This is a genomic window from Streptomyces sp. NPDC051214, from assembly GCF_040682375.1.
Lineage (GTDB): Bacteria > Actinomycetota > Actinomycetes > Streptomycetales > Streptomycetaceae > Streptomyces.
On sequence record NZ_JBFBAT010000007.1, the window covers coordinates 228,708 to 246,308 of the forward strand.

Sequence of the window (17,601 nt, forward strand, 5' to 3'; positions counted from 1 at the left end):
AGTAGTGCACGGGGCTCAGCGGGATTCGGCGCGGGCCTGCATCGTGAGAGCGCAGGGCAAGATCCGCAGCTCTCCCGAGCTCCCGAACTCTCCGCAGGTGGTGGCCGACATGCCGCAGGTTTCCTCAGACATCTCCTCTCCTTCGCCTCCCCCGCCGTGCCCGGTCCCGCACTTCGCTCCCGTACGGGTGCGGGGCGGGCGCCCGCTCCTGCGAAGGCTGCTGCGGCACAGGCGGCGGGCCATGGCCGCGGGTCTCGCGGTGACCGCTGCCGCGCTCGTGGCCGCCGGGCCGCGTGATGCCGAACGGGCGCGGGCGCAGGGGCCTCCGGCCGCTTCCACCCCGGCCGCTGACGCCGCAGCGCCTTCGCGGGCCTCGAAGCCGCGGGCCGCCGCCATGGTGACGGCACCCGTGCGGATCGCGGACGCGGAGACGGTGCGTCTGCTGCACCGCGGGGACCGGGTCGACGTCGTGGCATCGGACGGATCGACGTCGCGGGTGGTGGCGGCCGGGGCGAGGGTGACCGAGGTGCCAGGGGCTCAGGCGGGTGCTGCCGAAAGCGCCGCCGAGGCAGGGGCGTTGCTCGTGCTCTCCGTGCCACGGGCGACGGCGGCGCGGCTCGCCGGAGCGGGTGCGGGCATGCGACTGGCGGTGACGCTGTGCTGACTCACGATGTGTGCGACTGCACTGATTTCCTGTCAAGCCGCTCGTTCGGGTTACCCAATTGGACAGTCCTACCAGGCCCTGACGTAGTTTGCGAAGCTGTCTGTTTCACGAACTGCATGTGCAACGAAAGGCCTCGTGGTGAGCGAGAAGAACGAGCCGAGTCTCTGGGAGGGCTTCAAGGCCTTCCTCATGCGCGGCAATGTCGTCGACCTGGCGGTCGCGGTGGTCATCGGAGCCGCGTTCACGAACATCGTGAACTCCGTGGTGAAGGGTGTCATCAACCCGCTGGTCGGCGCCTTCGGTACGAAGGACCTCGACCACTACAGCTCCTGTCTCCAGTCGCCGTGCGTCGTGAAGGCGGACGGCACGGTCGAGAGCGGCATCCCGATCATGTGGGGCTCGGTCCTCAGCGCCACCCTCAGCTTTGTGATCACCGCGGCCGTCGTCTACTTCCTGATGGTGCTGCCCATGGCCAAGTATCTGGCGCGGCAGGCCGCGCGGAAGGCCGAGAAGGAGGGCACGCAGGAGGTCATCGAGATCTCGGAGCTGGAGGTCCTCAAGGAGATCCGCGACGCCCTGGTGGCGCAGCGCGGCACTGGGCACGACGAGCGCTAGCGCGGGCTCAGAAGTGGTGGGGCGGCTTCTCGTCGAGGAAGCGCGCCAGGTCGGCGGCGCTGTCGCCGCCGGCCGAAGGCCGCTCGCCCCACCCGCGGTCCGTGTCGTCCGAGGACTGCTGCGACAGGGGGTCGTCGAAGACCAGGGCGCTCTTGGGCTTCTTCGGTGCCGCGGAGCCCTTCGGGGTTTCCGATTCCTTCGGGGCCTCCGAGGTCTCCGGGTCCTTCGGATCGCGCGGTTCGGGGGCGGGGGCGGTGCTCATGCGTCCAGGGTACGTCGGTGCGGCACCGCAGGGTCCTTCAGACGGCCGTGAGCCCCTGAGCTGCGAAGATCTCCCTGGCGGCGGCTACCTGCCCGGGGGGCGGCGAGGGGGTGGCGCGCAGGGTGAAGTCCTTGCCGAGGGCGTCCCACTTCGCCTCGCCCAGCTTGTGGAAGGGCAGCACGTCGACGCGCGAGACGTTGCCGAGCGAGGCGGCGAAGCGGGCGACGCCCTCGATGTTCTCCGGGTCGTCGGTCAGGCCGGGGACGAGGACGAAGCGCACCCAGACGTCCTTGCCGAGGTCCGCGAGACGTCGGGCGAAGTCGAGGGTGGGGCGCAGCGGCCGCCCGGTGACCTTCTTGTACGTGTCGCGGTCCCAGGACTTGATGTCCAGGAGCACGAGGTCGACGTCACGCAGCAGGGCGTCGGTGGCGCGCACGCCGAGGAAACCGGACGTGTCCAGGGCGGTGTGCAGGCCCAGTTCGTGCTTGAGGCGGTGCAGCAGTTCGCCGGTGAAGACGGGCTGCAGGAGGGGTTCACCGCCGCTGACGGTGGCTCCGCCGCCCGCCGCAGCGATGAACCCGGTGTACTTCGCGGCCTCCTTGATCACGTCGTCGACGGTGGTCCGCTTGCCGTCGCGCATCCGCCAGGTGTCCGGGTTGTGGCAGTACAGGCAGGCCAGCGGGCAGCCCGAGAGGAACGTGACGAAGCGGGAGCCGGGCCCGTCCACGCCGGTGGACAGGTCCCAGGAGTGGAGGGACCCGGTGACGGGCCGCCGGGTGACCGCGGCCGCGGGGGTCGCCGAGCCGAGCGACGAGCCCGTTTCGATCAGGACAGCCATGGCGTGACTCCCGGACTGCTCAGGGGCTCAGAGGGAGCCGTGGAAGGTGCGGTTGATGACGTCGAGCTGCTGGTCGCGGGTCAGGCGGACGAAGTTCACCGCGTAGCCGGAGACCCGGATGGTCAGCTGCGGGTAGTTCTCCGGGTGCTCCATGGCGTCCTGGAGCGTCGCCCTGTCGAGCACGTTGACGTTCATGTGGAAGCCGTCGCTGGCCATGTAGCCGTCGAGGACTCCGGAGAGGTTCTGGACCCGCTCCTCAGGGGTGCGGCCCAGGGCGTCCGGCGTGATGGTGTTGGTGAGCGAGATGCCGTCCTCGGCGTCGTCGTAGTCGAGCTTGGCGACCGACAGCGCGGAGGCGATGTAGCCGTGCTGGTCACGGCCGTTCATCGGGTTGGCGCCAGGGGCGAACGGCTCGCCCGCGCGACGGCCGTCGGGGGTGTTGCCGGTCTTCTTGCCGTAGACGACGTTCGAGGTGATCGTCAGGACGGACTGCGTGTGCACCGCGTTCCGGTAGGTCGGGTGCTGCCGGATCTTGCCCATGAAGTCCGAGACGATGCGCCGGGCGATGTGGTCGGCCCGCTCGTCGTTGTTGCCGTAGGCGGGGTAGTCGCCCTCGATCGCGTAGTCGACCGCGAGGCCCGTCTCGTCACGGATGACCCTGACCTTGGCGTGCTTGATGGCGGACAGCGAGTCGGTGGCGACGGACAGGCCCGCGATGCCGCACGCCATCGTGCGCAGGATCTCCCGGTCGTGCAGCGCCATCTCGATGCGCTCGTAGGCGTACTTGTCGTGCATGTAGTGGATGACGTTCAGCGCGTGGACGTACGTCTTGCCGAGCCAGCCGAGCATGGCGTCGTAGCGCTCGACGACGGTGTCGTAGTCCAGGTAGTCGCCCTCGATGGGCTCGAAGCCCTCGACGACGCGCTTGCCGGTCTTCTCGTCACGGCCACCGTTGATCGCGTAGAGCAGGGCCTTGGCGACGTTGACGCGGGCTCCGAAGAACTGCATCTGCTTGCCGACGGCCATCGCCGAGACACAGCAGGCGATGGCGGTGTCGTCGCCGTACTTGGGGCGCATCAGGTCGTCGGACTCGAACTGGATGGCCGAGGTGTCGATGGCGACCTGGGCGGCGAAGTCCTTGAAGCCCCGGGGAAGTTCGCGGGCCCAGAAGACCGTCAGGTTCGGCTCGGGGGCGGGGCCCAGGTTGTAGAGGGTCTGCAGGGCACGGAACGTGGTGCGGGAGACGAGCGGACGGCCGTCCTCACCGATGCCGGCCATGGACCAGGTGACCCAGGTCGGGTCGCCGGAGAAGCCCTCGTTGTACTCGGGGGTGCGCAGGAAGCGGACGATGCGGAGCTTGATGACGAAGTCGTCGATGAACTCCTGGGCCTCGGACTCGGTGATGCGGCCGGCCTCGATGTCGCGCTGGAGGTAGATGTCGAGGAAGTTGTCGATGCGGCCGATCGACATGGCCGCGCCGTTCTGCTCCTTCACGGCGGCCAGGTAGGCGAAGTACAGCCACTGGACGGCTTCGCGGCCGGTGGTGGCGGGCCCGGAGATGTCGTACCCGTAGGACATCGCCATGGACTTCAGCTCGCCAAGCGCCTTGATCTGCTCGGAGGTCTCCTCGCGGGCCCGGATGACGTCCTCGGTGGCCCATTCCTCGGCGAGGAGGTCCCGGTCGGCTTCCTTTGCGGCGATGAGGCGGTCGACCCCGTAGAGCGCGACGCGGCGGTAGTCGCCGATGATGCGGCCTCGGCCGTAGGCGTCGGGCAGGCCGGTGATGATGCCGGAGGAGCGGCAGGCGCGGATCTCGGGCGTGTAGGCGTCGAAGACACCTTCGTTGTGGGTCTTGCGGAGGTGGGTGTAGATGTCCTTGACCTCGGGGTCGGCCTCGTGGCCGTAGGCGTTGAGCGCGCCCTCGACCATCCGCCAGCCGCCGTTGGGCATGATGGCGCGCTTGAGCGGGGCGTCGGTCTGGAGGCCGACGATCAGATCGCGGTCGGCGTCGACGTAGCCGGGCCTGAAGGCGTCGATGCGGGACGGGGTCTTCACGTCCACGTCGTGGATGCCGCGCTCGATCTCCGCGGGGAACATCGCCAGGAGCTTCTGCCAGACCTGGGTGGTGCGTTCGGTCGCGCCGGTCAGGAAGGAGCCGTCACCCTCGTACGGGGTGTAGTTCTGCTGCACGAAGTCGCGGACGTCGACGGCGTCCCGCCACAGGCCGCCCTTGAATCCGTCCCAGGCCTGGCCGTGCACGGTCGTTTCCGCGGGAGTAGCAGTCATCGTCGACACCTTCCGAATCGCTTTTTCGCTCTGCCTCCATTGCACTCCGGTCCGGCCGGTCAAGGGCTCCGCGATGGTCCCCACTTCAGGGCCGGAGGTCCCCTCTCGTCGCTCCCAGGCGCAGGGAGACCCTCACTGACCTGGTGTTTCGCTCAGGACTTTGGACCCAAGTCCACTTGTGAAAGCATTCACAAGAATTTCGTCCGGGCATGCCGGTGGGCCGGGTGCTCCCACACCCGGCCCACCGTTCCGACGCCGCTCGGGGCGTCAGCTCGGGGACTCCGCGCCCTTGCGGGCGTAGAACCACCAGCAGACCGCGATACAGCTCGCGTAGAAGGCCACAAAGCCCCACATCGCGCTGGTGACCGCGAAGTTGGCGAACATCGCCGGGATGAAGAAGAAGCCGTAGGCCGCGATGGCGGAGGTGAATCCGGTGACGGCACCGGCCTCCATCTCGGACTGCTTGAGCGCCTTCGTGTAGGCGGGGGTGCCCTCCGTCAGGCCCTTCAGGTGCTGGGCCCGGAAGATCACCGGGATCTGGCGGAACGTCGAGCCGTTGCCTATGCCCGAGAAGAAGAACGCGCACAGGAAGCAGACGAAGAAGCCCCAGAAGTTGCCGTCGCTGCCGCCGGAGGGCAGGAAGTTGATGACGCCGATGATCGAGAGCGCCATGCCGACGAACGAGATGATGGTGACCCTCGCGCCGCCGATCTTGTCAGCGATCCAGCCGCCGGCCCAGCGGGCGAGCGCGCCCACGGCCGGGCCCATCCAGGCGTACGTGGCCGCGGAGTAGGCCGCGTCGATGGGCGTGAACGTGGTCTTGATGAGCATCGGCAGAGCCGCCGCGAAGCCGATGAAGGACCCGAACGTGCCGACGTAGAGCCAGGTCATCAGCCAGTTGTGCTTGCGCTTGAAGATGATCTTCTGCTGGCTGAAGGGGGTGGAGGCGACCTTCAGGTCGTTCTGGCCGAACCACGCGACGGCGGCCAGGATCACCAGGACGGGCACCCACAGGAACGCGGCGTTCTGCAGCCACACGGGCGTGCCGTCCGCCTTGTGCTGGGCCGAGCCGACCGCGAGCACCGAGCTGGTGATGACGATGGGGGTGACCAGCTGAACGACGGAGACACCGAGGTTGCCGAGGCCGCCGTTGATGCCGGTGGCGTTGCCCTTGTCGCGCTTGGGGAAGAAGAAGCCGATGTTGGCGAGCGACGAGGCGAAGTTGGCGCCGCCGACACCGCAGAGGGCGGCGATGGCGATCATCACGCCGTACGACGTGTTCGGGTCCTGCACCGCGATGCCGAGCCAGATCAGCGGGATGACCAGGACGACCGTGGAGAGCGCGGTGAAGCGGCGCTGGCCGATCATCGGGCCGAGGAAGGTGTAGAGGACGCGCGCCGTGCCGCCGGTGATGCCGGGGACGGCCGTCAGCCAGAACAGCTGCGAGGTGGAGAAACCGAAGCCGACGTCCTTGAGGTTGGTCGCCGTGACCGACCACACCTGCCAGACGACGAACGCGACAAGGAGCGCGGGGACGGCGATCCACAGGTTGCGGGCGGCGACCTTCTTGCCGATGGACTTCCAGAAGAGCTCGTTCTCCGGCTCCCAGTCGGTGATGGTCTTGCCGGGGCGGTACTGCGCGGGGTCGTACGTACTGCCCGATGGCGCGGTCCGCGTTTCTTGGGCGGCAGGCGATGTCATGTTGGTTCCCAGTTCGCTACGGGTCCCGACCTTGCTCCGGGGCCTGACATATCCACCGTCGCGTGCGCGGTTCTTCTAGAGCAGAGGCGTAGGACACGCGTCGACCGGCCCAAAGACACGAAGTACAGAGGGCCTTCGGACGTTCGGACCTCGAGGGCTCCCCCGCGTGATACGCAAGGCGGCATGGCTTCCTCGAACCCCTCCACCAGGCCCCGCACCCACTCCCTCTCCGATGTCGCCGGGCTTCGCGTGGGCCATGCCACCCGCGTCGCGCCCACCCACGTCGGCCACCTCACCGGCACCACGGTCGTGCTCGCCCCGGAGGGCGGCGCCGTCGCGGCCGTGGATGTGCGCGGCGGCGGCCCCGGCACCCGCGAGACGGACGCCCTCGACCCCCGCAACCTGGTCCAGCGCGTCGAGGCCGTCGTGCTGACCGGCGGCAGCGCGTACGGCCTGGACTCCGCGACCGGCGTGATGGCGTGGCTGGAGGAGCGGGGCCGGGGCGTGCGGGTCGGCCCCGATCCCTCCCACGTCGTCCCCGTGGTCCCGGCCGCCTGTGTCTTCGACCTCGGCCGGGGCGGCGACTTCACGGCACGCCCCGACGCCACGACGGGCCGCGCCGCGGTGGAGGCGGCCGCGGGCAGCGAGCCGTTCACGCCCGTCGAGGAAGGGAACGTGGGCGCGGGCACCGGCGCCGTGGTCGGGAAGGTCAAGGGCGGGGTCGGCAGCGCGAGCGTTCTGCTGGAGTCGGGCATCACCGTGGCCGCCCTGGTCGTGGCGAACGCGGCGGGCTCGGGGGTCGACGCGGGGACGGGCGCGCTGTACGGGCGGTTCTTCGAGGGGCGGCGGGTGGCCTACCCCGCCCCCGAGGTGCACGAGGAGGCCACGCGCCGGCTCGCCGAAGCCGCCGCCGAGGGCGGGCCTCCCCCGCTGAACACCACCCTCGCCGTGGTCGCGACGGACGCCGAACTCACCAAGGCCCAGGCGCAGAAGCTCGCGGGCACGTCGCACGACGGCATGGCGCGCGCCGTGCGCCCCGTCCATCTCCTCAACGACGGGGACACCGTCTTCGCCCTCGCGACCGGCGAGCACCCCCTGGCCGCCGACCGGCCCCTCGCCCTGAACGAAATCCTCGCGGCGGGCGCGGACATGGTGACGGCGGCGATCGTCAGGGCGCTCCTGGCCGCGGAGTCCGTCGAGACACCGGGCGGCAACTTCCCCTCGTACCGGGACCTTTACGGCGGACTCGACAGCGGCCTCGACGGCGAGCGGACCGAGTAACTGCCGAATGACCTCAGCGCACGGCCCGTTGGACCGCCGAGCGGCCATGTCCATGTGCCCGCCCTCACATCAAGCGGAAGGAACCTCTCCGCCCGTAGGCCGCTCTTAAGCCTTACTGGATCAGAACGCGCACTTCGCACAAAGATGGAGCAGCCCGTGACAACGTCGCACATAGCCAAGCCCCGGCGGCGCACCCTTCTGGCGGCCACCGCGCTCGCCGCGGTCGGTGCGCTCGCCCTTACGGCCTGTGGCGGCGACTCGGACGCCGACGGCGACAGCGACGGCAAGAACGGCAAGGCCAAGAACCAGGGCGCCGACATCACCATCTCGGCGAAGGACGGCTCGACCGGGGCCTCCATCAACGCCACCGGCGTCAAGGTCGAGGGCGGCAAGCTGACCGAGGTGAAGATGACCCTGGTCTCCACCGGGGCGGCGGTCGACGGCACGCTCTCCGCCGACGGCACCAGCTGGAAGCCCAAGGCCCAGCTGGAGCGCGGCATGAAGTACAAGATCGAGGCCAACGCCAAGGACACCAAGGGCAAGGAGGCGACGGAGAACGCGATCTTCACCACCGTCTCCAAGGCCAACAGCTTCATCGGCAGTTACACCCCCGACGGCGGCACGAAGGTCGGCGTCGGCATGCCGGTCTCCTTCAACTTCGACAAGGCGATCACCGAGAAGCAGTCCGTCAAGGCGCACATCAAGGTCACCACCGACAGCGGCCAGAAGGTCGTGGGCCACTGGTTCGGCGACCAGCGCCTGGACTTCAGGCCCGAGGAGTACTGGAAGGCCGGCTCCAAGGTCACCATGAAGATCGACCTGGAGGGCGTGAAGGGCGCGGACGGCGCCACCGGCGTACAGAACAAGACGGTCAGCTTCACCGTGGGCCGCGCGCAGGTCTCCACGGTCGACGTGAAGACCAAGAAGATGACGGTCGAGCGCGACGGCAAGGTCATCAAGACCATCCCGATCTCCGCGGGCAGCCCCTCGAACCCGACGTACAACGGGAAGATGGTGATCTCCGAGAAGTTCACCCAGACCCGTATGAACGGCGACACGGTCGGCTTCGGCGGTGAGTACGACATCAAGGACGTCCCGCACGCGATGCGCCTGTCGTCGTCCGGCACCTTCATCCACGGCAACTACTGGGGCTCGCCCTCGATCTTCGGCAGCGCCAACACCAGCCACGGCTGCGTCGGACTGCAGGACGCGCAGGGCGCCGGCGACTCCAGCACGCCGGGCGCGTGGTTCTACGAGAACTCCCTCATCGGGGACATCGTGACGGTCAAGGGATCGCCGGACGAGACCATCGCCCCGGACAACGGCCTGAACGGCTGGAACATGTCCTGGAGCGAGTGGACGGCGGGCAGCGCGGGCTGATCCCGGCCCCCGCTCCCACTCCTCCCACCAGCCCCTCTCACCAGCCCCAACACCGCGAGCCGCACGGGAACTTGCCGTGCGGCTCGTACGTTTTCCAGTTCCCGGACATGATGTCCGATCCAGGGGCTACGGTATGCACTCACAAGGTGACATGCAGCAACGCCGGGAGAGACCTTGAGCGTTCCGTACGAGTACGAGACGGCGTACGAGCCCCAGTCTGCCGAGCAGAATTCTCCGCACTCCCCGCAGGAGCATCTCGAGCGGCTTCTGCGCCGCGCCATGAACTCCTTCGACCTGCCGGACGACACGATAGGGCGCCTGGACTCGGCCCTGGCGTACGACAGTTCGCTGCACTCCGCGCATCACAGCGCGGGCCTGCACCGCGAGACCTACCGCCACACGTGGCTGCTCGCCGACGCGGGCGCGCTCACCCTCTGGGAGCTCGTGCACAACACGGGCCCCGGCAGCCACGCCCAGTACGAGCTGTACGCGGACGAGGAGGAGGCCGGGGTCGCCACCTCGCGTCTGCCGCTCCCGCCCGACACGCCCTCCACGGCCTGTGAGCAGCCCGTCGTGCTCCAGCTCCCGGTCACCGACGAACCCCGTCATACGTACGTGCCGGACGACTCCGCGGATCACGGCCGCCGGCTGCTGCGCCGCGCGGAGAACTCGGTGAGCGAGGGGCGCCCCGGCGAGGACCTGGAGCGTTTACTGCGCTCGGCGTTCGCGCACCAGATCACGCAGGCCTTCGGCCGCCCCTGCCTGGTCGGCGAGGCACGCCTCTGCTTCTCGCTCTACGAGCACGCGTTCCTGCTCTTCGACGGCAGCGAGCTCAGCCTCTGGGAGGTCGAGCACACGGTCACCCCCGACAAGCGGCACCGCTGCGAGGTGTACGCCTCCGAGGAAGCGGCCCGCGCGGCGATGGAGCAGCGCGCCAGGAACATCCCGCAGCAGCGTACGAAGTAGGGGCCGCCCGCGCACCGGGCGAGGCTCAGGGGCGGCCGTCGCCGAACTGCCGTACCAGGCCCGCGAAGGCGGCGCGCTCGTCCGCCGTCAGCTCGACCGTCTCGGCGCGCGGCGGGCCCGCCTGCGCGGGCAGCGCACTCAGCGCCCGGGACGTACGCCAGACGTCCACGTCGGCCTGGTCGCGCCGCATCACCCGCACCAGGCCCACGGCCCAGACGACGGTCGCCGCGGCCAGGACGGCCACGCCTGTCTGCTGGAGGATCGAGACATTCTGGAACATGCCGCACAGTAGACAGCACGATCCAGGGCTTACGACAGGGGGTTGTGGGACTTACGTCCTGAAGTGACGCATGTCGCACAACCCCCCGCATAGGGGCCGAACCTTTCGGGACCGCGTGCCGGCCGGGCTCAGACGGCCGCCGGCACCCGCTTCTCCGTCGCCGCGTCCTCGCCCGTGCCACCGCTCTCCGAAGGTGCCGTCTTCCGGCCGCCCTTGAGCAGGATGACCGCCACGGTCGAGACGCCGACCCCGGCGGCGATCGCCACCAGGTACAGCAGCGGCTGCCCGATGAGCGGCACCACGAAGATGCCGCCGTGCGGGGCCCGCAGCGTGCAGCCGAAGGCCATCGACAGGGCGCCGGTGACCGCGCCGCCCGCCATCGACGCCGGGATCACCCGCAGCGGGTCGGCAGCGGCGAACGGGATCGCGCCCTCCGTGATGAAGGAGGCACCGAGGAACCAGGCCGCCTTGCCGTTCTCGCGCTCGGTCTTGGTGAAGAGGCGTCCGCGGACCGTCGTGGCCAGGGCCATGGCGAGCGGCGGGACCATGCCGGCCGCCATCACCGCGGCCATGACCTTGAGGCTGCCCTCGGTCGGATTGGCGAGGCCGCCGACGGCGAAGGCGTACGCGACCTTGTTCAGCGGGCCGCCGAGGTCGAAGCACATCATCAGGCCGAGGATGACGCCGAGGATGATGGCGTTGGCGCCGGACAGGCCCTCCAGCCAGTCCGTGAGCGCACTCTGCAGCTCGGCGATGGGCTTCCCGATGACGAGGAACATCAGGAAGCCGACGACCGCGGACGAGATCAGCGGGATCACGACCACAGGCATGATCCCGCGCAGGACGGACGGGATCCGCACACGCTGGATGCCCATGACGACCGCACCCGCGATCAGGCCCGCCGCCAGGCCGCCCAGGAAGCCCGCATTGATCGTGACGGCGACGGAACCGCCGACGAAGCCGGGGACGAGTCCTGGCCGGTCGGCCATTCCGTACGCGATGTAACCCGCGAGGACCGGCACCAGGAAGGCGAAGGCGAGCCCGCCGATCTGAAAGAGGAGCGCGGCCCAGCTGGTGGTGTCCGTCCACACGAAGTGCTCGGCGACGGACGGCGCCTTGTCGATCTTCCAGCCGCCGATGGCGAAGCCGAGTGCGATGAGGAGGCCGCCGGCCGCGACGAACGGGACCATGTAACTGACGCCGGACATCAGCCACTTGCGCAGCTTGGTGCCGTAACCGTCACCGCTGTCACCGGCGTTGTCGACGGGGCTCGCTCCGACGTCCGCGGTGATCTCGCCGCGGGCCGCCTTCGCCCGCACCTCGGCGATGAGCTCGGCGGGCCTGCTGATGCCTGCCTTCACCCCGACGTCGACGGTGGGCTTCCCGCCGAACCGGTCCTTGTCCCGTACGGGGACGTCGTGCGCGAAGATCACCGCGTCCGCGGCGGCGACGACGGCCGGGTCGAGGCGGGTGAAGCCTGCTGAGCCCTGGGTCTCGACCGTGAGCTCCACGCCTGCCTCGCGGGCGGCGTTCTCGAGGGACTCCGCTGCCATGTACGTGTGTGCGATGCCCGTCGGGCAGGAGGTGACGGCGACGATGCGGAACGGCTCCGCCGGGGGTGAGTCGTTCTCCGGCCGCGGGTCGGTGGCTTCTGCCGCCGCGCTGCGCGCGGTTTCTTCCCCGCCCACTCGCCCATGACCCCGAATCAAGTCGGTCGCCGTTTGCGCGTCCGCGGCGGCCCGCAGCGCGCCCGTGAACTCCTCGTCCATCAACTGCCGTGCCAGCGAGGAGAGAATCGTCAGGTGGGCGTCGTCCGCGCCCGCAGGGGCCGCGATCAGGAAGATCAGGTCGGCGGGGCCGTCCGGCGCCCCGAAGTCGATGCCTTCGGCCGAGCGGCCGAAGGCCAGCGTCGGCTCGGTGACGTGGGCGCTGCGGCAGTGCGGGATGCCGATGCCGCCGTCGAGGCCGGTCGGCATCTGCGCCTCGCGGGCCGCCACGTCGGCGAGGAACCCGTCCAGATCGGTCACCCGGCCCAGGGCCACCATGCGCTCGGCGAGGGCACGGGCCGCCGCTTCCTTGGTTGTGGCGGACCGGTCGATTTCGAGGTCGACCAGTTCCGCGGTGATCATCTCGCTCATCGCGGGCTCCTTCGCACGCGTATCGCCCGGAGGGCGGGGGTGGGGACGGGGGTGCTGCGGGTGGGGACGGGGATGCTGCGGGGGGTTCGGGACGTCATGACGCCGGCTCCGTCAGTACGTGGTCCAGGGGGACCTCCGACGTGACGGTGACGGCGTCGGGCGCGAGGTCGGCGGGGGTCGGCATCGCGCTGCCGGGGAGCTGGACCGCCGCCGCACCGTGCGCCACGGCCGAGGCGAGGGCGGTGACGCCGGTGCCGCCCGCGACGAGGAAACCGGCCAGGGACGAGTCACCGGCTCCGACGTTGCTGCGTACGGCGTCGACCGGCGCGGAGGCGAAGTACGCGCCCGAGTCGTCCACCAGGAGCTGGCCGTCCGCGCCGAGGCTGGCGAGCACGGCCCGCGCACCGAGCTGCCGCAGTTCCTCGGCCGCCTTGACCGCGTCGCCGACGGTCGCCAGGGGACAGCCCACGGCTTCGGCGAGCTCCTCCACGTTGGGCTTGACGACGTCGGGACGTTCGGCGAGGGCGGCGAGCAGGGCGGGGCCCGAGGTGTCGAGGGCGATGCGGGCACCGGCGGCGTGCGCGCGGGCCACCAGGTCGGCGTACCAGGAGGGGGCGAGGCCGCGGGGCAGGCTGCCGCAGCAGGCGATCCAGTCGGCGCCCACCGAACGCTCCCGCACGGTGGAGAGCAGCGACTCGGCCTCGGCCGCGCTCAGTTCGGGCCCGGCTGCGTTGATCTTGGTGAGGGTTCCGTCCGGTTCGGCCACCGCGATGTTGGAGCGGGTCTGGCCCGCGACCGGGACCGGCGCGACCTGAATGCCCTGCTCGTCGAGGAGTTGGGCCACGAGTGCGCCGGGCGCGCCGCCGAGCGGCAGGACCGCGAGCGTCACCGCGCCCGCCGCCGCGACCGCCCTCGACACGTTGACGCCCTTGCCGCCCGGGTCCATGCGGTCACCGGTGGCCCGGATGACCTCGCCGCGGTCCAGCGAGGGGACCTCGTAGGTGCGGTCGAGGGAGGGGTTGGGGGTGACGGTGAGGATCATGCGCGTACGTACCGTTTCGTTGCTGACCTGCGTGGTGTGGCTCGTGGGCGTGTCCGCGCCGCTCATGCCCGGATCACCTCCGTGCCGCCGCTCTCGATGGCCGCGGCGTCCTCGGGGCTGAGGCCGCTGTCGGTGATCAGCAGATCCACGTCCCCCAGATCGCCGAAGCGCGCGAAGTGCTCCTGCCCGTGCTTGGTGGAGTCCGCGAGGAGCACCACGCGGCGGGCCGCGCCGATCGCCGCCCGCTTGACGGCGGCTTCGGCGAGGTCGGGGGTGGTCAGGCCGGACTGCGCGGAGAAGCCGTTCGCGGCGACGAAGAGGACGTCGGCGCGGATCTCTCCGTACGCCCGCAGCGCCCACGCGTCGACGGCGGCGCGCGTACGGCTGCGGACGCGGCCCCCGATGAGGTGGAGCTGGATGCCGGGGTGGTCGGCGAGGCGGGCGGCCGTGGGGAGGCCGTGCGTGACGACGGTGAACGTCGCGTCCAGCGGCAGGGAGGCCGCGAGACGGGCGACGGTCGAACCGGCGTCGAGGATGACACTGCCTTCGGCGGGCAGCTCGGCGAGGGCGGCGTGGGCGATGCGGTCCTTCTCGTCGGCGGCCGTCCCCTCGCGCTCGGCGAGGTCGGGCTCGAAGTCGAGGCGTCCGGCCGGTATGGCACCGCCGTGCACGCGGCGGACGAGCCCGGCCCGGTCGAGGGCCTTCAGGTCGCGCCGGATGGTCTCGGCGGTGACCTGGAACTCCTCGGCGAGCGACAGGACGTCGACCCGGCCGCCGTCGCGTGCGAGCCGCAGGATCTCCTGCTGCCGCTCCGGTGCGTACATGTCCGTCTGCCTCCGCCGCATGCCCGAGTGTGTGGTTTCCCTTGCAGAGTACGACTGCTTCGCCGCAAAGTCCACAGGTTCGGACTCCGCACGGACACAAACGGACTTCTCGGGCCGCGAAAACGGCCCGGGTGGAGCTCGTCGCTCCACCGGGCCGCACCCCGTCGCTACCGCGCTCAGGAGGTCAACGCGGGCTCCCGCTCGCCGAGTTCGTCACCGGGGGCATCGAGTTCGTCACCGGAGGCATCGAGAACCGCGTCCTCGCCGCCGCCGTCATGGCCGACGTCGCCGCCCTCCACGTGCTGCCGCGGCTTCGACGGCAGGGCGAACATCAGCAGGAAGATGGCGACGAGTACGCCGACGACCCACCACAGCGAGTTCTGGAACGCGCCCACGATCTCCATGGGCATCTCGCTCCGCGCCGCCTTCTCGTTGATCACGCCGAAGAACACCACCGAGACCAGGCCGAGCCCCAGCGCCGTACCCATCTGCTGCACGGTGTTGAGCAGCCCGGATGCCGACCCGGAGTGCTCACGCGGCACGTCCGACAGGATGGCGTCGGTCAGCGGCGCCACGATGAATCCCATGCCCGCGCCCATCACGACCAGCGGCAGCGCCATCTGCCAGGACGCGATGCCCGCGCCGTACCGGTCCGCCTCCCAGATGTAGAGCAGCACTCCGGCGGCCATGACGAGCGCGCCGCCCTGCAGCACCTTGCGTCCGAAGCGCGGCACGAGCTTCTGCACGGACATGCCGGCCGCCACCGAGACGGCGATCGAGAACGGCACCCCGGTCGTGCCCGCCCGCAGGGCGCTCCAGCCGAGTCCCGTCTGCATGTAGACCGTCCAGACCAGGAAGAAGATGCCCATCGCGACACCGAACACGGTCTGCACCGCGATGCCCGCGGCGAAGCTCTTCACTCTGAACAGCGACAGCTCCACGAGCGGCGAACCGTCCTTGGCCGCCTTCGCCTTCTCGTACGCGATGAGCGCAACGAAGACGAGGAGTCCGCCGACCATCATGGCGTGGCCCCACAGCGGCCAGTCCAGCTCCTGCCCGCGGGTGAGCGGGTAGAGCACCATCAGCAGGCCGAGCGTGACGAGGACGACGCCGACGAGGTCGAGCTTGAGGGCCTTCGGCGCCTTGGACTCGGTGATGAACTTGCTGCCGAGGATCAGACCCGCGATGCCGACGGGCAGGTTGATGAGGAAGATCGGCCGCCATTCGAGACCGAACAGGTTCCACTGGGTCAGCAGCGCGCCGAGCAGCGGCCCCGATACGGCGCCGAGCCCCACGATCATCCCGAAGAGCCCGAAGACCTTGCCCCGCTCGTGCGCGGGGAACGTGGCGTGCACGATCGACAGGACCTGCGGCACCATCATCGCGGCCATGCCGCCCTGCAGGATGCGGGACGCGACCAGCATCTCCGGGTTCGCGGCGAACCCGCAGAGCGCGGAGGCGAGGGTGAAGCCGCCGATCCCTATCAGGAACATCCGCTTGCGCCCGTGGATGTCACCGAGCCGCCCGCCGGTGATGAGCCCGGCGGCGAACGCGAGCGCGTAGCCCGCGGTGATCCACTGGATCTGGCTGTACGAGGCGCCTGCCTCCTCCTGGATGGACGGGATCGCGATGTTGACGATGGTGACGTCGACGAGGTCCATGAAGGCCGCCGTCATCACGATGGCGAGGGCGAACCAGCGGCGCCGGTCGGCTGCGGCGGCGTCCGATCCGGGGGGTGTGGTGGCAGGGCTGCTGTAAGTCATGGGAGGAGACTAGAAGTCATATAGGCCATAGCTTGTCCTAGATGGGCGGCACCTTGAAAAACATGACACGAACTTCGGGTACGACCTCGGGTACGACTTCGGGTACGAGCTCGGGCACACCCTCGGACAAGTCCGACTCCGGCGCTGGGTCTGGCACCGGGTCCGGGGGTATGGACACTCCGGCTCGGCTGCTGCAGCTTCTCTCCCTCCTCCAGACCCCGCGCGAGTGGCCGGGCGGGGAGCTGTCGGAGCGGCTCGGCGTCAGCCGTCGTACGGTGCGGCGCGACATCGACCGGCTGCGGGACCTCGGCTATCCGGTGCAGGCCAGCCAGGGGGCGACCGGTGGCTACCGCCTCGTCGCAGGGAAGGCGATGCCGCCGCTCGTCCTGGACGACGAGGAGGCGGTGGCGATCGCGGTGGGGCTGCGGGCCGGGGCGGGGCATGCGGTGGAGGGGGTGGAGGAGGCGTCGGTCCGGGCCCTGGCGAAGCTGGAACAGGTCCTGCCGTCGCGCCTGCGCCACCGGGTCCAGACCCTCCAGATCGCGACGACCCCGCTGACCAGCGGCGACGGCGCGAGCATCGCGCCCGAGACGCTTACGGTCATGGCGTCCGCGGCGGCGGGCCAGGAGCGGCTGCGCTTCGCGTACCGCTCCGGTGACGGCACGGAGTCCCGCCGGCTGACGGAGCCGCACCGGCTGGTGTCGACGGGGCGCCGCTGGTACCTGGTCGCGTACGACATCGACCGGGACGACTGGCGTACGTTCCGGGTGGACCGGGTGTCGTCGCCCTTCGCGACCGGGGCGCGCTTCGTGCCGCGGGAGCTGCCCGCGGGGGACGCGGCGGAGTTCATCCGCCGGTCGATGTGGCGGAGTCAGCCTTCGTACGCGGTCGACGTGACGTTCGAGGCGTCCGCGGAGGCCGTCGCCGGGGCGTTCCCCTCGGCGCTGGGTACGCCGGAGCCCCTTTCGCCCACGAGGTGCCGGCTCCGCTCGGAGGTGACGGACTCCATCGAATGGCTCGCGGTGCGGCTGGCTACTGCGGGCTGCGATTTCGTGGCCCACGGCCCACCGGAACTGGTAACTACCCTCCGGGCCTTGGGCTCCCGCTTGACGCGAGCGTCGTCTCCCTGACCGGTCCCGATGCCGCCCACGGCCTTGGCCCATGCCCCAGGGCCGCCCCGCGGTCCAGCCTCACGGCCGCCTCGTGCCGGCGCCTGCAGACCGTGGGGGCCGATCCTGAGCCGCGCTCCGCGCGGATTTTTCCCACCCACCCACCCGATTGCCCGGGAGTAACGAGAGTGCGGGCGAAGACCCCCGGGTGATGGGTGGGCGGGCGGGAGATATCCGCGCGGAGCGCGGTTCAGGTTTGCGCGGAGCGCGGGGAGGCCGGTACGCCGAGCAGGCGCCCCGCCGCCCCCGGACAGGAGTGAGCCCCGGGACGGGGCGGGTGGCGCAGGGCGACGGACACCCCGGGGTGGCCGAGGAAGGCAACCGGGGTGATGGGTGGGCGGGTGGGGGGCATCCGCCCGGAGCGCGGGTCAGGTCTGCGCGGAGCTCGGGGA

Annotated in this window: 15 protein-coding genes; 6 read left to right on the plus strand and 9 right to left on the minus strand. The window is 70.3% G+C overall.

The genetic code is table 11. From position 1 onward, the window contains the following. The first annotated feature begins 109 nt into the window (after positions 1–109). Together AB0M70_RS20155 and mscL are read left to right on the plus strand one after the other, a co-directional pair. Positions 110–664: a hypothetical protein gene (locus AB0M70_RS20155; protein WP_365821319.1), complete on the plus strand. Its 555-nt coding sequence runs from the start codon at positions 110–112 to the stop codon at positions 662–664. 138 nt (positions 665–802) lie between these two features. Further along, positions 803–1,279, plus strand: a complete 477-nt coding sequence (gene mscL, locus AB0M70_RS20160) for a large conductance mechanosensitive channel protein MscL (protein ID WP_365821320.1) — start codon at positions 803–805, stop codon at positions 1,277–1,279. 7 nt (positions 1,280–1,286) lie between these two features. Here mscL and AB0M70_RS20165 read toward each other — a convergent pair whose 3' ends face one another. From AB0M70_RS20165 to AB0M70_RS20180, 4 genes are all read right to left on the minus strand, one after another. Then, entirely contained in the window at positions 1,287–1,541 is a 255-nt protein-coding gene (locus AB0M70_RS20165; protein ID WP_365821321.1) for a hypothetical protein, read from the minus strand. Positions 1,542–1,578: 37 nt separating this feature from the next. Further along, on the minus strand, positions 1,579–2,379 hold the full coding sequence (gene pflA / locus AB0M70_RS20170; protein ID WP_365821322.1) for a pyruvate formate-lyase-activating protein: 801 nt from the start codon (positions 2,377–2,379) through the stop codon (positions 1,579–1,581). Positions 2,380–2,406: 27 nt separating this feature from the next. Continuing rightward, complete coding sequence (gene pflB, locus AB0M70_RS20175) at positions 2,407–4,665, minus strand: formate C-acetyltransferase (protein ID WP_365821323.1); 2,259 nt, start codon at positions 4,663–4,665, stop codon at positions 2,407–2,409. A 267-nt stretch (positions 4,666–4,932) separates the two neighbouring features. After that, complete coding sequence (locus tag AB0M70_RS20180; protein WP_365821324.1) at positions 4,933–6,366, minus strand: NarK family nitrate/nitrite MFS transporter; 1,434 nt, start codon at positions 6,364–6,366, stop codon at positions 4,933–4,935. A gap of 183 nt (positions 6,367–6,549) precedes the next feature. Between AB0M70_RS20180 and AB0M70_RS20185 the strand changes: the two genes are divergently transcribed. From AB0M70_RS20185 to AB0M70_RS20195, 3 genes are all read left to right on the plus strand, one after another. Beyond that, complete coding sequence (locus tag AB0M70_RS20185; RefSeq protein WP_365821325.1) at positions 6,550–7,647, plus strand: P1 family peptidase; 1,098 nt, start codon at positions 6,550–6,552, stop codon at positions 7,645–7,647. 144 nt (positions 7,648–7,791) lie between these two features. Continuing rightward, positions 7,792–9,027, plus strand: coding sequence for an Ig-like domain-containing protein (locus AB0M70_RS20190; protein WP_365821326.1), 1,236 nt, complete (start codon positions 7,792–7,794; stop codon positions 9,025–9,027). 174 nt (positions 9,028–9,201) lie between these two features. Further along, positions 9,202–9,993, plus strand: coding sequence for a DUF6227 family protein (locus tag AB0M70_RS20195; protein WP_365821327.1), 792 nt, complete (start codon positions 9,202–9,204; stop codon positions 9,991–9,993). Positions 9,994–10,018: 25 nt separating this feature from the next. On the opposite strand, the gene AB0M70_RS20200 is transcribed toward AB0M70_RS20195, so the two are convergent. The 5 genes from AB0M70_RS20200 to AB0M70_RS20220 all read right to left on the minus strand — a co-directional run bounded on the left by AB0M70_RS20200 (position 10,019) and on the right by AB0M70_RS20220 (position 16,040). Beyond that, positions 10,019–10,273 (minus strand): hypothetical protein, encoded by a 255-nt coding sequence (locus tag AB0M70_RS20200; RefSeq protein WP_365821328.1) that lies wholly within the window; start codon positions 10,271–10,273, stop codon positions 10,019–10,021. A 128-nt stretch (positions 10,274–10,401) separates the two neighbouring features. Further along, complete coding sequence (locus AB0M70_RS20205) at positions 10,402–12,411, minus strand: fructose-specific PTS transporter subunit EIIC (RefSeq protein WP_365821329.1); 2,010 nt, start codon at positions 12,409–12,411, stop codon at positions 10,402–10,404. Positions 12,412–12,505: 94 nt separating this feature from the next. Beyond that, positions 12,506–13,453, minus strand: coding sequence for a 1-phosphofructokinase (gene pfkB, locus AB0M70_RS20210; protein WP_365821555.1), 948 nt, complete (start codon positions 13,451–13,453; stop codon positions 12,506–12,508). 62 nt (positions 13,454–13,515) lie between these two features. Continuing rightward, the gene (locus AB0M70_RS20215) at positions 13,516–14,277 is read right to left on the minus strand and encodes a DeoR/GlpR family DNA-binding transcription regulator (protein ID WP_365821556.1); all 762 of its coding nucleotides are present in this window, start codon (positions 14,275–14,277) and stop codon (positions 13,516–13,518) included. A 176-nt stretch (positions 14,278–14,453) separates the two neighbouring features. Next, positions 14,454–16,040, minus strand: a complete 1,587-nt coding sequence (locus tag AB0M70_RS20220; protein WP_365821330.1) for an MFS transporter — start codon at positions 16,038–16,040, stop codon at positions 14,454–14,456. A gap of 170 nt (positions 16,041–16,210) precedes the next feature. Here AB0M70_RS20220 and AB0M70_RS20225 point away from each other — a divergent pair, with 170 nt between their 5' ends. Next, a complete protein-coding gene (locus tag AB0M70_RS20225) occupies positions 16,211–17,170 on the plus strand; it encodes a YafY family protein (RefSeq protein WP_365821331.1) in 960 nt (319 codons plus the stop codon). Positions 17,171–17,601: the final 431 nt, after the last annotated feature.